This window comes from Pantoea sp. RIT413 (assembly GCF_003057675.2).
In the GTDB taxonomy this organism is placed as follows: Bacteria; Pseudomonadota; Gammaproteobacteria; order Enterobacterales; family Enterobacteriaceae; genus Pantoea; species Pantoea eucrina.
Genome location: NZ_QBJB02000001.1, coordinates 776129 through 790266, shown reverse-complemented (window position 1 = coordinate 790266; position 14138 = coordinate 776129). Strand labels below are relative to the sequence as shown.

The 14138-nt window shown below is 55.5% G+C and carries 16 protein-coding genes; 11 read left to right on the top strand and 5 right to left on the bottom strand.

Annotated features, from left to right (window positions below; all coding sequences use genetic code 11):
- Window positions 1–76: 76 nt before the first annotated feature.
- The 3 genes from ybjG to DBY66_RS03675 all read right to left on the bottom strand — a co-directional run bounded on the left by ybjG (window position 77) and on the right by DBY66_RS03675 (window position 3312).
- Window positions 77–682, bottom strand: coding sequence for an undecaprenyl-diphosphate phosphatase (ybjG, locus tag DBY66_RS03685; protein ID WP_071668662.1), 606 nt, complete (start codon window positions 680–682; stop codon window positions 77–79).
- Window positions 669–1424, bottom strand: coding sequence for a phosphatase PAP2 family protein (locus tag DBY66_RS03680; protein ID WP_108569186.1), 756 nt, complete (start codon window positions 1422–1424; stop codon window positions 669–671). The genes ybjG and DBY66_RS03680 overlap by 14 nt, the downstream gene beginning before the upstream one ends.
- Before the next feature lie 199 nt (window positions 1425–1623).
- Window positions 1624–3312 carry an aspartate:alanine antiporter gene (locus tag DBY66_RS03675; protein ID WP_108569187.1) on the bottom strand — a complete coding sequence of 563 codons (1689 nt, stop codon included), beginning with the start codon at window positions 3310–3312 and terminating at the stop codon, window positions 1624–1626.
- Between the two features lie 251 nt (window positions 3313–3563).
- Here DBY66_RS03675 and ybjM point away from each other — a divergent pair, with 251 nt between their 5' ends.
- Complete coding sequence (gene ybjM, locus DBY66_RS03670; protein WP_039383466.1) at window positions 3564–3932, top strand: inner membrane protein YbjM; 369 nt, start codon at window positions 3564–3566, stop codon at window positions 3930–3932.
- Between the two features lie 25 nt (window positions 3933–3957).
- Here the strand turns inward: ybjM and DBY66_RS03665 are convergent, their stop codons facing one another.
- A complete protein-coding gene (locus tag DBY66_RS03665; RefSeq protein ID WP_039383469.1) occupies window positions 3958–4221 on the bottom strand; it encodes a GrxA family glutaredoxin in 264 nt (87 codons plus the stop codon).
- Between the two features lie 196 nt (window positions 4222–4417).
- Between DBY66_RS03665 and DBY66_RS03660 the strand changes: the two genes are divergently transcribed.
- The 10 genes from DBY66_RS03660 (at window position 4418) to rlmC (ending at window position 13237) form a co-directional block, all read left to right on the top strand.
- Entirely contained in the window at window positions 4418–4669 is a 252-nt protein-coding gene (locus DBY66_RS03660) for a DUF1418 family protein (protein ID WP_108569188.1), read from the top strand.
- A 12-nt stretch (window positions 4670–4681) separates the two neighbouring features.
- Window positions 4682–5404: an oxygen-insensitive NADPH nitroreductase gene (nfsA, locus tag DBY66_RS03655; RefSeq protein ID WP_039383474.1), complete on the top strand. Its 723-nt coding sequence runs from the start codon at window positions 4682–4684 to the stop codon at window positions 5402–5404.
- A gap of 17 nt (window positions 5405–5421) precedes the next feature.
- The gene (gene rimK, locus DBY66_RS03650) at window positions 5422–6324 is read left to right on the top strand and encodes a 30S ribosomal protein S6--L-glutamate ligase (RefSeq protein ID WP_108569189.1); all 903 of its coding nucleotides are present in this window, start codon (window positions 5422–5424) and stop codon (window positions 6322–6324) included.
- Window positions 6325–6411: 87 nt separating this feature from the next.
- Entirely contained in the window at window positions 6412–6891 is a 480-nt protein-coding gene (locus DBY66_RS03645; RefSeq protein ID WP_039383479.1) for a YbjN domain-containing protein, read from the top strand.
- 460 nt (window positions 6892–7351) lie between these two features.
- Window positions 7352–8461, top strand: a complete 1110-nt coding sequence (gene potF, locus DBY66_RS03640) for a spermidine/putrescine ABC transporter substrate-binding protein PotF (RefSeq protein WP_108569190.1) — start codon at window positions 7352–7354, stop codon at window positions 8459–8461.
- Between the two features lie 119 nt (window positions 8462–8580).
- Window positions 8581–9714, top strand: a complete 1134-nt coding sequence (gene potG / locus DBY66_RS03635) for a putrescine ABC transporter ATP-binding subunit PotG (RefSeq protein WP_148310066.1) — start codon at window positions 8581–8583, stop codon at window positions 9712–9714.
- A gap of 9 nt (window positions 9715–9723) precedes the next feature.
- Window positions 9724–10680: a putrescine ABC transporter permease PotH gene (gene potH / locus DBY66_RS03630; RefSeq protein ID WP_108569191.1), complete on the top strand. Its 957-nt coding sequence runs from the start codon at window positions 9724–9726 to the stop codon at window positions 10678–10680.
- A complete protein-coding gene (potI, locus tag DBY66_RS03625) occupies window positions 10677–11522 on the top strand; it encodes a putrescine ABC transporter permease PotI (protein WP_071668666.1) in 846 nt (281 codons plus the stop codon). Before potH ends, potI begins: the two co-directional genes overlap by 4 nt.
- A gap of 66 nt (window positions 11523–11588) precedes the next feature.
- On the top strand, window positions 11589–12053 hold the full coding sequence (locus DBY66_RS03620; protein ID WP_039383491.1) for a YbjO family protein: 465 nt from the start codon (window positions 11589–11591) through the stop codon (window positions 12051–12053).
- Window positions 12054–12094: 41 nt separating this feature from the next.
- Entirely contained in the window at window positions 12095–13237 is a 1143-nt protein-coding gene (rlmC, locus tag DBY66_RS03615; RefSeq protein ID WP_104084712.1) for a 23S rRNA (uracil(747)-C(5))-methyltransferase RlmC, read from the top strand.
- Between the two features lie 24 nt (window positions 13238–13261).
- Here the strand turns inward: rlmC and artJ are convergent, their stop codons facing one another.
- Window positions 13262–13993 carry an arginine ABC transporter substrate-binding protein gene (gene artJ, locus DBY66_RS03610; RefSeq protein WP_039383495.1) on the bottom strand — a complete coding sequence of 244 codons (732 nt, stop codon included), beginning with the start codon at window positions 13991–13993 and terminating at the stop codon, window positions 13262–13264.
- Between the last annotated feature and the right edge of the window lie 145 nt (window positions 13994–14138).

Below are 14138 nucleotides of genomic sequence, written 5' to 3'. Positions count from 1 at the left end.
ACCCCTTCAGAGCCGCGCGCTGCTTAGCGCACAGTCCAGCCCTGCTCAGCACCCAGCCCCGCGCTGCTCAGTGCTCCTAATCCCTGATCCAGCCCTTACGAATCGGCATTGCAAACAGCACGCGATAAACCTGATGCGTCAGTGCCAGCAGGCGATCGCCATAGAGCTGCCATGCCATCTGCGAGGCCAGGCAGCCCAGCATACCGACCAGGAACCCGCCGATCATATCCAGCGGCCAGTGAACGCCCAGATAGACGCGCGACCAGGCGATAGCGCTGCCGATAGCCAGCAGCAGGATGCCGGACCAGAGCCGGTGCCAGAAAATAAAGGCGAGGGCAAAGGTAAAAATAGTTGTGCCGTGATCGCTCGGGTAGGAGTCATCTGCGGCGTGCATCAGAAACTGGTGTCCAAAGCCGATAGCAAAGGGGCGCGGATGGGGCAGCAGCTGGCCGGTACACCAGGAGATCAGCAGCGCATAGATAAGCGCTATACCAGTTTTCAGTACCAGCGCGCGCTGAGACTGCACCTGCTCACGCGGTCCCCACAGCCAGAGAGCCACAATCAGCAGCGGCACAATCGCAATCAGATCTTTGGCGACAAACGTTGCCAGATTCAGCAGCCAGGCCGGTGACGCTGGCGTGGCATTGATCCATAAAAAAAGGGTGTGGTTAATTGCTTCCATCCCGTTTAGCTATCCTCGTTTTGTTAACCCAAAAAGATATACCGGCCACTGTCAGCAGCTGTGCCAGCCAGACCCACCAGCCGGCCCATAAATTGTGCGAAAAAAAGTGCGCACCGCGCATTACCTGACCAAAACCCATCAGTAAACCCAGGGCGACACCTGCCAGCAGCGCCAGCAGGGCGCGGCGTGGATGCTCCGGCCACCAGAGAAAAAACAGCGCCATCACCGCAAAGCCACTCGATGCATGTCCGCCCGGAAAGCAGCCGCCGGGTCCGCTGCCGGCAGGTACGCTGCCCAGCAACGGAAAAGAGAGCGCCTTACCGCCAAACATCGCCAGATCCCAGGGGCAGGAGTGCGCGCTGTGTGCTTTGATGATCCCCACCACCAGCGGGCCAAGACCAAACAGCAGCGCAACCAGCATCTGCCGCGCATTGCGGGTGCGTATACCCTGAAACAGCAGCAGCACGGCCCCGGCAATAATCACATCCTTAGCGATGCGATGATTAATGAGATCCAGCCAGCGGTTGTGCTGCCAGGGAAAGCGCTGCGTAAGCGGATCAAACCAGTACTGGCTGAAAGCGATGTCAGGCTGCTCATTACGTGATAAGTAAATAAACAGGGCTGCCAGAATTGCCAGTAAAATGAAGTTGATAGCGTAAAAGCGGAGTGATAAAGAATAAATAGTCCCGCTCCGATTCCGGTAGCAGGTTGTGGAAGTGTTTAACTTTGATGACAGTTGCATGAAGAGTGATCGTTAAAAAGTCAGGATCACAGCATGGCGCGATTCGCTTAGCGCAACCTTAAGGCACCCGCGTCAGATATAAAAAAACCCGTCAGTCAAAAAGACTGGCGGGCTCCTCAATCCGGGGATTTCAAAGAAAAGCAGTGGCACTTATTCAGACGCTGGCGGCCGGTAAAGGTTCCCGACAGACAAAAATAATTTATCCCGCCAGCACCGGCCAGATAATCACAATCAGCGTGCCGGCCAGCGTCAGTAGCACATTGGCAATCGCATAGGTGCCGGCATAGCCCAGCGCCGGAATATTACTGCGTGCGGTATCGCTGATAATCTCCATGGCTGGCGCACAGGTGCGTGCGCCCATGATGGCACCAAACAGCAGCGCGCGGTTCATGCGCAGCACGTAAGCGCCAAACAGATAGCAGATAACCACCGGCACCAGGCTGACCAGCAGCCCGCTCAGCAGCATCAGGGCACCGGCGCTGCCGAGCCCGTGCTGCAGTCCACTGCCGGCGCTGAGCCCGACGCCTGCCATAAAGACCATCAGTCCGAACTCTTTCAGCATGGTCAGGGCACCCTGCGGAATATAGCCAAAGGTAGGGTGGTTGGCGCGCAGGAAGCCCAGCATGATGCCGGCAAACAGCAGGCCGGCAGCGTTACCAATACCAAAGCTGAAATTGCTGAACTGAAACGTGATCATCCCTATCATCAAGCCGATGATAAAAAAGGCGCAGAAAGCGAGCAGGTCAGTCATCTGACTGTGAATGGCAATAAAGCCGATGCGATCGGCCAGGCTTTTAACACGGCGCGCTTCACCGCTGACCTGCAGCACATCGCCTTTATTGAGCATGATGCTGTCATCGATCGGCATCTCAATCTGGCTGCGGATCACCCGATTCAGAAAGCAGCCATGATCGGTGAGTTTAAGATGGCTGAGCCGCTTATTTACCGCATTGTGGTTCTTGACCACAATCTCCTCGGTGACGATGCGCATATCGAGCAGATCGCGGTCGAACACCTCTTTACCATTGCGGAAGCTGGCATCGAGCCGGGCGTGGGCGTCAGGATAACCTACCAGTGAGATCTCATCGCCCAGCTGCAGCATGGCATCTCCGTCCGGGCTGGCGAGAATGCCGTTACGCCGCAGACGTTCTATATAGCAGCCGGTCTGACGATGGATACCCAGCTCGCGCAGGTTTTTGCCGCCGCTCCAGGCTACCAGCTCCGGTCCGACGCGATAGGCGCGGATCACCGGTAAAAAAACCTTACGCTGGCTGTCAGCATCCAGACCGCGTTCGCGGGCAATTTGCTGGGCGCAGGTGGGCAGATCCTGATGCTGCAACCGGGGCAGATAGCGGGCGCCGAAAATCAGGCTGACCAGCCCCACCAGATAGGTCAGGGCGTAGCCGAGGCTCAGATTATCCTGCATCATACTTAACTGACGCGGATCGCTGATGCTCTGCCGCAGCGTATCGCCGGCACCGACCAGCACCGGCGTTGAGGTCATTGACCCTGCCAGCATGCCCGCCGTAAGGCCGATATCCCAGCCAAACAGATTGCCAAGAATAAGCGCGACCAGCAGCGCGCTGACCACCATCACAATGGCTAAGAAAAAATAGTTTTTACCGTCGCGGAAAAAGATAGAAAAGAAGTTGGGTCCCGCCTCCACGCCGACACAAAAAATAAACAGCATAAAACCCAGGCTCAGAGCGTTGGTATTAATCGCAAAATGCTGCTGGCCTAAAATCAGAGAGACAACCAGTACGCCAATTGAATTACCCAGCTGGACGGAACCAAGACGCAGTTTTCCCAGACAGAGGCCGAGCGCTAATACGACAAATAATAACAGAACGTCATTTTTGCTTAACAATTCTGCGACGTTAATGTTCACAGTTTTAACTTCTTATTCACGTGTAACAGGTTGATAGGAGGAGGATTTTTAGCTATCTTAATCAGAGCGGTAAACGCCGGGGCTGGCCTTCCTGTCCCGCCCGATTCTGAAGCGACATTATTCTAAACATTATTATTTGCTTCAGCTATCCGCATTGCTCACTCTTTCTGTTTGCAGCTGTTTCTATTTATTTCCACGCATGTGCGCCAGGCATTAAAAGTTCTGTTTTAACGTTAACGTTGAGGATTGTTATGTTGCAGCGCAGCCATCGCTGGTCCGCATTCGCGTCAGGCGCGACGCTTTATACGCTGGTGTTTATTTTTGCCCACCACTTCTGGAGCGTGCCGCTCCATATGCGGCATGGTCAGCCAGAACTCCTGCTGTTTCTGTTGCCTGGGGTAGCGATTGCGCTGCTGCAGCCCGCCAGCCCGATGGTGTCAACGCTGTGGTCAGCGATAGCGGGAACGCTGCTGGGGATGAGCTGGGTCATGCTGACAGAGCAGGTCAGTCATACGCCGCTGATGGGGCTGGCCTGGAGTCTGAGTGCGTTATTCTGGGCAGGGTGTGGTGCGCTACTGGTTCGTCTGCTGCGCATTATGCTGGCTATGCGCATCGATTAAAAAACGGGCCTTATGGCCCGTTTTTTTATGCCTCTATGCCAAGATTCTCTTTGGTCCAGGCAGCAAATTCGGTGTAACCACCGATGTGTCGATCGTCGATAAAAATCTGCGGCACCGTGGTCACTGGTTTACCGGCGCGCGCTTCCAGATCGGCTTTAGTGATGCCGGTTGCCTGAATATCAACATACTGGTAGTTGAAGCTATCCTGGTCGCTGGTCAGCTTAGCGGCTAACTCTTTAGCGCGTACGCAATAAGGGCATCCTGAACGGCCAAAAATCACTGCAATCATTGCTTCTCTCCTTCCGCTGCTGTTTTGTGAGCAAAGTCACAGCACAGCGTGAATAATGGTTCACATCATGCCCGCTCATGCTGCTTAAGAGAAGCAGAAAATACCTGTTACTCTGATGGATGTACGCTATCCCTGACGGGCTATGCTGGCAGCAGCGATACGCCGAACCAGACCCGCAAACAGCAGAGGTATCACGATGCGTAACTTTGCAAAATTGCCAAAACCCGTGTTGCTGCTTGAGGCGCTGGGCGCCTGCGCAGTAGCCGGCGCGCTTTTGCTGATGAATAACTGGTTGCCAGCGCCTGCCGCGATTGGGCAAAAGCCGCTGGCTACGCTACTTTTTTTGCTGGGCATTGCGCTGATGCTGCCTGCGGCATGGCTGATTATGTGGCGTACCGCCAAAGTCATGGCCCCGCACCTTTTTGATCATACTCACACCAGGAAATAACCGGAGAACATAATGACGCCGACAATCGATCTGCTATGCAGCCACCGTTCCATTCGTGCTTTTACTGAGCAGGGTATTGATGACGCTCAGCGCCGCGCGATTATTGCTGCAGCGCAGGCGGCTTCTACCTCCAGTTTTCTGCAGTGCTCATCCATCGTACGCATCACCGATCGCGAAAAGCGCCGCGCGCTGGCGGAGCTGGCGGGCGGCCAGTCCTGGGTAACGGATGCACCGGAGTTTTGGGTCTTCTGCGCCGATTTTAACCGCCATCTGCAAATCTGCCCGGATGCTCAGCTGGGTCGTGCTGAACAGCTGCTGCTGGGCTGTGTGGATACCGCGCTAATGGCGCAAAATGCGATGGTGGCCGCCGAGTCGCTTGGGCTGGGTGGCGTTTTTATCGGCGGGATCCGCAATAACATTGCGGACGTGACCGCGCTGCTGGAGCTGCCAAAATTTGTGCTGCCGCTGTTTGGCTTCTGTATCGGCTATCCGTCAGCCTCTCCGGATGTGAAACCCCGTATGCCGCAGGCGATGCTGGTCCATGAAAACAGCTATCATCAGGTAGATAAAACAGTGCTGGCAGAGTATGACCAGCAAATCACGGAGTACTATCAGCAGCGCGACAGCAACCAGCGTTCCGAAACCTGGAGCGATCTCATCCAGCGCCTGATCGTTAAAGAGACGCGTCCGTTTATGCTCGACTATCTGCATAGTCAGGGCTGGGCGACGCGTTAAGTCAGGAGGACTGCCGCATGAAAATGGCGCTTCTTACCCGCGACAGCACGCTTTACTCCAGTCAGCGGCTGCGCGCAGCCGCTGAGGCACGCGGGCATCAGATTGCGATGATCGATCCGCTCTCCTGCTATATGAATATCAACGCAGCGCTGCCGGCCGTGCATTATCAGGGTGAGATACTCGGTCATTTTGATGCGGTGATCCCGCGAATCGGCACGGCCACAACTTTTTATGGCACCGCGGTGCTGCGCCAGTTTGAGCTGCTTGGCAGCTACCCGCTCAATGAATCGGTGGCGATCACCCGCGCCCGCGACAAGCTGCGCTCGCTGCAGCTGCTGGCGAGCGAGGGCATTGATATGCCGGTGACCGGTATCGCTTCCTCGCCGGATGATACCGGCGATCTGATCCGCATGGTGGGCGGGGCGCCGCTGGTGGTTAAGCTGGTGGAAGGCACCCAGGGGATTGGCGTCGTGCTGGCAGAGACGCGTCAGGCCGCCGAAAGCGTGATTGATGCGTTTCGCGGTCTCAATGCGCATATTCTGGTGCAGGAGTTTATTAAAGAAGCGCGGGGCCGCGATATTCGCTGTCTGGTTATTGGCGATCGCGTGGTGGCTGCCATCGGGCGTGAGGCAAAAGAGGGGGAATTCCGCTCAAATCTGCATCGTGGCGGCACCGCGCACCCTGTTACTATCAGCGACCGGGAGCGTGACATCGCCATTAAAGCCGCGGCAACGCTGGGGCTGGCCGTGGCGGGCGTCGATATTCTGCGTGCCAGCCGCGGTCCGCTGGTTATGGAGGTCAACGCCTCACCCGGTCTGGAAGGTATTGAGGGCTGCACGGGCCTGGATATTGCCACTATGATGATCGACTGGATTGAGCAGCACGCCTGCCCCGGCTATCGTCCTAAAACCGGTGGCTAGATAGCGTTTTCCGGTGGTTTTCGTGGCATCTGACCCCATTTTTCCGTAAGCTAAGGCGCTTATTTATTCACCCCACAGGAAATAGCGATGGATTCACTGGTCGTTCCTGACATCGACATGCTGCGTCGCTGGCTGGATCAACAAAATATCACCTGGTTCGAATGTGATGCCTGCCAGGCATTACATCTGCCGCACATGCAGAATTTTGACGGGGTGTTTGACGCAAAAATTGACCTGGTGGATAACGTTATTCTGTTTTCTGCGCTGGCTGAAGTTAAACCCACAGCGCTTATTCCGCTGGTCGGCGATCTGTCGCAAATTAATGCCAGCTCGCTGACCATCAAAGCTTTTATCGATATTCAGGATGATAATCTGCCCAAGCTGATTGTCTGTCAGTCCCTGAGTGTTACCGCCGGCATCACCTTCAGTCAGTTCACGCACTTTATGAAGCAGAGTGAAGAGGGGGTTTCTATGGTGATTATGGAAGCCTTTGCGAATCACCTGCTGATGATGGGTGAGGAGGAGGAGCGTCCTTCCGGGGTCAGCAGTTCAGGGGTTTTACACTAATTCCGCTTTATATTCACTGCCGCAGACTGCGGCAGTTTTCTTTCTGATTTTCTCCTGCCATTTTTTATTCTGTTATTTGCCCGCTCCCGCCAGATTTTAGTCATGCTTTATGCCGTAACTGCCAGACCACATAGCACAAAAGTGCATAAAATATCGTAAAAAGGCGTTTTTTACGCTGGGGTCTGGTGCGCAGAGATCAGGGGGGCTATTCTTGCGAAGCTGTGCCGGACAGGCTACCGCTCAGCAGCGCTATACTGATTTCAGGGAAGGCCCGCCGTTACGCATCTGCATAGCTACCCATTTGCAGGTTGCTGGCTCACTCTCCCGAGACTGGCTATAGGTATTTACTATTTAACGTCCGCTGAAGAGTGATTCATTGTATGTCTGGCTATTTTCAGACAGGAAATCATCGGATCGGCTGTATGCAGCGTTTATTGACCCGTTCAGGAGAAAATAACAGATGAACAACCAGACAAAAAAATGGTTGCCAGCCGCAGTGGCTGGTGTGGTAATGGCATCAGCTGTTGCTGCTCAGGCAGAAGATAAAACGCTGCACGTCTATAACTGGTCCGATTATATTGCGGCCGATACGGTGCCCAACTTTGAAAAGCAGACCGGCATCAAAGTTGTGTATGACGTCTTTGACTCCAATGAAGTGCTGGAAGGCAAACTGATGGCGGGCAGCACCGGCTATGATGTTGTGGTGCCCTCATCCAGTTTTCTGGCGCGCCAGCTGCAGTCGGGCGTGTTTCAGGAACTCGACAAAAGTAAACTGCCGAACTACAAAAACCTCGATCCGGACCTGATGGCCAAAGTGGCACAGCACGATCCTGGCAATAAATACGCGATTCCTTATCTGTGGGGCACCACCGGCATCGGTTATAACGTTGAGAAAGTCAAAGCCGCGCTCGGTGCGGACGCGCCGGTTAACAGCTGGGATCTGGTGCTGAAACCGGAAAACCTCGAAAAACTGAAAAGCTGCGGTGTCTCTTTCCTGGACGCGCCGGAAGAGATCTTCGCCACGGTGCTGAACTATCTTGGCAAAGATCCCAACAGCGCTGACGCCAAAGATTACACCGGAGCGGCGACCGATCTGCTGATGAAACTGCGGCCAAATATTCGCTATTTCCACTCGTCGCAATATATCAACGACCTGGCGAATGGTAACACCTGCGTGGCGATAGGCTGGTCTGGCGATATTCTGCAGGCGAAAGATCGCGCTGAAAAAGCAAATAACGGCGTTCACCTGGGCTATAGCGTGCCGAAAGAGGGCGCCCTGGCGTTCTTTGACATGATGGCGATCCCGAAAGATGCGAAAAATATGGATGCTGCCTATCAGTGGCTGAACTACATCATGGAGCCGAAAGTGATCGCTGAGATATCCAACAAAATCAATTATGCCAACGGCAATAAAGCGTCGCTGCCGCTGATTAACGCCGACGTCCGCAACAATCCGGGCATCTTCCCGACGCCGGACGCGATGGCAAAGCTGTTTGTGCTCAAGGTCCAGGATCCGAAACTGGATCGCGCACGCACCCGCGCATGGACTAAAGTAAAAAGTGGTAAGTGATTCGTTCTGAACGATATCCCTGACCGGTAACCACAGCAGAGGCGCAGTACGGGCCTCTGCTGTGCCATTCCAGCGGCTGGCTGTGCCGCGCTACCCCGCTTAGCGCCGGAGAAATGTTAGTGAACGACGCGATTTCCCGTCCCCAGAGTAAATCAGCAAAGGCATTAACGCCGCTGCTGGAGATCCGTAACCTGACCAAATCGTTTGAGGGTCAGCACGCCGTAGATGATGTCAGCCTGACTATCTACAAAGGTGAAATCTTTGCCCTGCTGGGTGCATCTGGCTGCGGCAAATCGACGCTGCTGCGCATGCTGGCAGGATTTGAGATCCCCAGCAGCGGCCAGATCGTGCTGGATGGTCAGGATCTCTCTCACGTGCCGCCCTATCAGCGCCCTATCAATATGATGTTTCAGTCCTACGCGCTGTTTCCGCATATGACAGTGGAGCAAAACATCGCCTTTGGCCTGAAGCAGGATAAATTATCCAAAGCAGAAATCGCCAGCCGCGTGGCGGAGATGCTGGCGCTGGTGCATATGCAGGAGTACGCCAGCCGCAAACCGCATCAGCTCTCAGGCGGGCAGCGTCAGCGCGTGGCGCTGGCCCGCAGCCTGGCAAAACGGCCTAAATTGCTGCTGCTGGATGAGCCGATGGGTGCACTGGATAAAAAACTGCGCGATCGCATGCAGCATGAGGTGGTGGATATTCTGGAGCGCGTGGGTGCTACCTGCGTCATGGTCACGCACGATCAGGAAGAGGCGATGACTATGGCCGGACGTATTGCCATCATGAATCGCGGTAAGTTTGTGCAGATTGGTGAGCCGGAAGAGATTTATGAGCATCCTACCAGCCGCTATAGCGCAGAGTTTATCGGCTCGGTTAACGTGTTTGAGGGGCTGCTGCGCGAGCGGCGTGACGAGGGCGTGGTGATTGATAGCCCCGGCCTGATGCATCCGCTGAAGGTCCAGACGGATGTCTCCATTGTCGACAATGTCCCGGTCCACATTGCGCTGCGCCCGGAAAAGGTGATGCTGTGCGATACGGTACCGGCTGACGGCTGCAACTTTGCCGTGGGCGAGGTGGCGCATATCGCCTATCTGGGCGATCTGTCGATTTACCACGTGCGCCTGCACAGTGGACAGATGATCAGCGCGCAGCTGCAGAACGCGCATCGTTTTCGCAAAGGTGCGCCCGTCTGGGGAGATGAAGTGCGTCTCTGCTGGGATGCGGACAGCTGTGTGGTTCTGACGGTCTAGGGGGCGGTTATGAGTCAGATTTCTCCACGGCCTCAGCCGGTACTGGCGGGCACGCCACTGCAGCGCTGGGCGACCCGCATGAAGATGCAGCACGGACGCAAACTGGTGATTGCGCTGCCTTACCTGTGGCTGATTTTGCTGTTCCTGCTGCCGTTTCTGATTGTGCTTAAAATCAGCTTTGCCGATATCGCCCGCGCCATCCCGCCTTACACTGACCTGGTGACCTGGGCGGATGACCAGCTGAATGTCGTGCTGAACCTCGGCAACTATTTTACGCTGGCGGACGATCCGCTTTACGCTGAAGCCTACCTGACCTCGCTTAAAGTGGCGGCGATCTCCACGGTAATTTGCCTGCTTATCGCCTATCCGCTCGCCTGGGCGGTTGCGCACAGCAAGCCGTCGATGCGCACCATACTGCTGCTGCTGGTGATCCTGCCCTCCTGGACATCATTCCTGGTGCGCGTTTACGCCTGGATGGGGTTACTGAACAATAACGGCATTCTGAATCGCTTTTTGCTGTGGCTTGGCGTTATCGATCATCCGCTGGTGATCCTCTACACCAATACGGCGGTCTATATCGGTATTGTTTACTGCTATCTGCCCTTTATGGTGCTGCCGATCTATACCGCGCTGACGCGTATCGACTATTCGCTGGTGGAAGCGTCGCTGGACTTAGGCGCGCGTCCGCTGAAAACCTTTTTCAGCGTGATTGTGCCGCTGACCAAAGGCGGCATTATCGCCGGGTCGATGCTGGTGTTCATACCGGCGGTAGGGGAGTATGTGATCCCGGAACTGCTGGGCGGCCCGGACAGTATTATGATTGGCCGCATTCTCTGGCAGGAGTTTTTTAATAACCGCGACTGGCCGGTGGCCTCCGCGCTGGCGGTAACCATTCTGCTGATCCTGATCCTGCCGATTATCTGGTTCCACAAGCATCAAAATCGCGCTGCGGGAGAGAAAGCATGAATCAGCTACCGGTTATTCGCTCGCCGTGGCGTACCGCTATTCTGGTGCTCTGCTTTCTGTTTCTCTATGCGCCCATGCTGCTGCTGGTGGTTTACTCCTTTAACAGCTCGCAGCTGGTCACGGTGTGGGAGAGCTTCTCTTTTCACTGGTATCGCGTGCTGTTTCAGGATGAGGCGATGCTCGATGCCGTCGGGCTGAGCCTGACCATTGCCGGGCTTTCAGCCACCATGGCCGTGATACTGGGTACCCTGGCGGCGGTGATCATTGTGCGCTTTGGCCGCTTTCGCGGTCACAGCGGTTTCGCCTTTATGCTGACCGCACCGCTGGTTATGCCTGACGTGATTACCGGTCTGTCGCTGCTGCTGCTGTTTGTGGCGATGGCGAACACGCTGGGCTGGCCGGGCGACCGCGGCATGCTGACTATCTGGCTGGCGCACGTCACATTCTGTACCGCTTATGTTGCGGTAGTGATCAACGCCCGCCTGCGCGAACTGGATCGCTCTATTGAAGAGGCCGCGATGGATCTGGGCGCCACGCCGCTGAAGGTGTTCTTTGTGATCACCGTGCCGATGATTGCGCCCGCCATTGTAACCGGCTGGCTGCTGGCCTTTACGCTGTCGCTTGATGACCTTGTGATCGCCAGCTTTGTTACCGGTCCGGGAGCGACCACGCTGCCGATGGCGATCTTCGCCACGGTACGACGCGGGGTGAATCCGGAGATCAACGCGCTGGCGTCGATTATTCTGTTTGTGGTCGGGCTGGTCGGTTTCATCGCCTGGCGCTTTATGGCGCATGAAGAAAAACAGCGTTTGCGTGATATTCAGAAAGCAAAACGTGGCTGAAATCCCGTGAGTTTGCCACTATAAGCAAGGCTGGCGTTGCCAGCCTTTTCTTATGGAGCCTGGGTGATGTCGGAAACGCTGAAAAACGCTGTGTTGAGCTCAACGCCGGTGCCGGTAACGATTGCCGGTATCGCGATTATTATTACCCGCTGCCTCAGCGTGATGATGATGGCTGGCGAGCTGGGCTATGAGGAGATGGCTAACTTTGTGCACCGCAGCGCACAGGCCTGGGACTCCACCCTGATATTTATCGCCAGCCAGCTGATTTTTCTGTTTGAACTGCGCTGTGCTTTTACCCTGATGCGCGGCAGCAATCGCGGCCGCTGGGGCTATACGCTCAGCCAGGTTGTGGTGCTGTTCTATATGCTGATGGCGTCGGTGGGCTGGATCTATCCGGAGATATTCAGTATTTCGGGTGAAAACAATCTGCAGATTATTCACCACACGCTGCAGCAGAAATTGCCGGACGTGCTGATTGTGCTGCTGCTGTTTGTGCCGGCCAGCAGTCGCGCATTTTTCCGCATCCGGTGATACAATCGCCCCCCATTTTTTCTCCGAGTACAGGTTGTTCCATGCATTGCGCGCTTTATGACGCTGGCCGCTGCCGTTCATGTCAGTGGCTGGAGAAACCCTATCCGCAGCAGGTCAGCGATAAGCAGGCGCGGCTTGCTCAGCTGCTTGCAGCGATGCCGGTCAGCGACTGGCGGCGTCCGGTGACGTCGGCGGAGCAGGGGTTTCGCAATAAGGCCAAAATGGTCGTCAGCGGCAGCGTGGAGCGCCCGGTTTTTGGTCTGGTGGCACCTGACGGCGAGCCGGTCGATCTCTGCGCCTGTCCGCTCTATCCCGCCAGCTTTGCGCCGGTGTTTGCGCTGCTCAAACCCTTTATCGCCCGTGCCGGTCTTACGCCTTACAGCGTGACGCGCAGGCGCGGCGAACTGAAGTTTCTGCTGCTGACAGAAAGCAGCGAGGGCGGCATGATGCTGCGTTTTGTGCTGCGTTCAGCCAGTAAGGTGCCGCAGCTGCAGGCGGCACTGCCGTGGCTGCAGCAGCAGCTGCCGCAGCTGAAGGTGATCTCTGCCAATATTCAGCCGGTACATATGGCGATTCTGGAGGGGGAGGAAGAGATTGCGCTCACCGCGCAGCAGGCGCTGCCGGAACGCTTTAACCAGGTACCGCTTTATATCCGTCCGCAAAGCTTTTTCCAGACCAACCCGCAGGTGGCGGCCGCGCTTTACGCCACCGCGCGCGACTGGGTAGCGGAGCTGGACGTGACCAGTATGTGGGATCTTTTTTGCGGCGTGGGTGGATTTGGCCTGCACTGCGCCACCCCGGAGATGACGCTGACGGGCATTGAAATCAGCTCTGAAGCGATAGCCTGTGCGCAGCAATCGGCGCAGCAGCTGGGGCTGGAGAAGGTGCACTTTGCCGCTCTGGATTCCACCCGTTTCGCTACCTCACGGGAAGATGTCCCGCAGCTGGTGCTGGTTAATCCGCCGCGCCGCGGCATTGGCAGCGAGCTGTGCGACTATTTAAGCAACATGGCTCCGGCTTTTATTCTTTACTCCAGCTGCAATCCTGCCACCCTGGCGCAGGATATTGCCCGGCTTAGTGATTACAACATACAAAAAGTGCAGCTGTTTGATATGTTCCCGCACACTGCTCATTTTGAAGTGTTATGTCTGCTGACGCGTAACGATCGGGCGCGTGCTGCATAACGCAGCACGCGCTGAGAAGAGAAATTACTCAGGGAACCACTTCTGGTTGATCTGCTGCCAGCTGCCGTCAGCTTTCAGAGCCGCCAGCGCGGTATTGAACTCATTCAGCAGGTCACTGTTACCCTTACGCACGGCAATACCCAGCCCGTTGCCAAAGTATCCGGCATCGGTCACGTGCTCGCCCACGGTAGTGAGATCCTCATTGGCTTTCAGCCACTGACTGACCACGGCGCTGTCGCCAAATACGCCATTGAGGCGGCCGTTTTTCAGGTCGAGAATCGCATTCTGATAGCTGTCATACGCGACCGCTACCACGTCCGGATGCTTTTCAGTCAGATATTTCTGGTGAGTGGTGCCGTTCTCTACGCCGATACGCTTGCCTTTCAGCTGGCTGAAATCGCTGAACTCTCCTTTACGGGCAATGACGATAGCGGAGTTGGCATAGTAAGGCTGGCTGAAATCGACCTGCTTACTGCGCTCGGCGGTAATATCCATACCGGAAATCACCGCATCATAACGGCGGAACTTCAGTGACGGGATCAGGCTGTCAAACGCATTATTTGTGAACGTGCACTCCGCTTTGATTTTTGCACAGAGCGCTTTCGCCAGATCGATATCAAAGCCCACAATCTGATTGTCGTGATCCAGTGATTCAAACGGCGGATAGGTAGCGGAAACGGCAAAACGTATTTTTTCAGCTGCATAAGCATTCACAGTAACCGCAGCGAGCGCTGCGGCGATAATCCATTTTTTCATCATGTCATTCTCATAAGCAAGCCAGAAGCGGAATGCGTGACACAATGCCATTGAATGAATTTTTATGCAATTATTTTGGATAATTAAGGCTTTGTAATGGGCGGCTGCTCTGACGCCGGCATGGCGCACAAGCAACCGCTCCGGT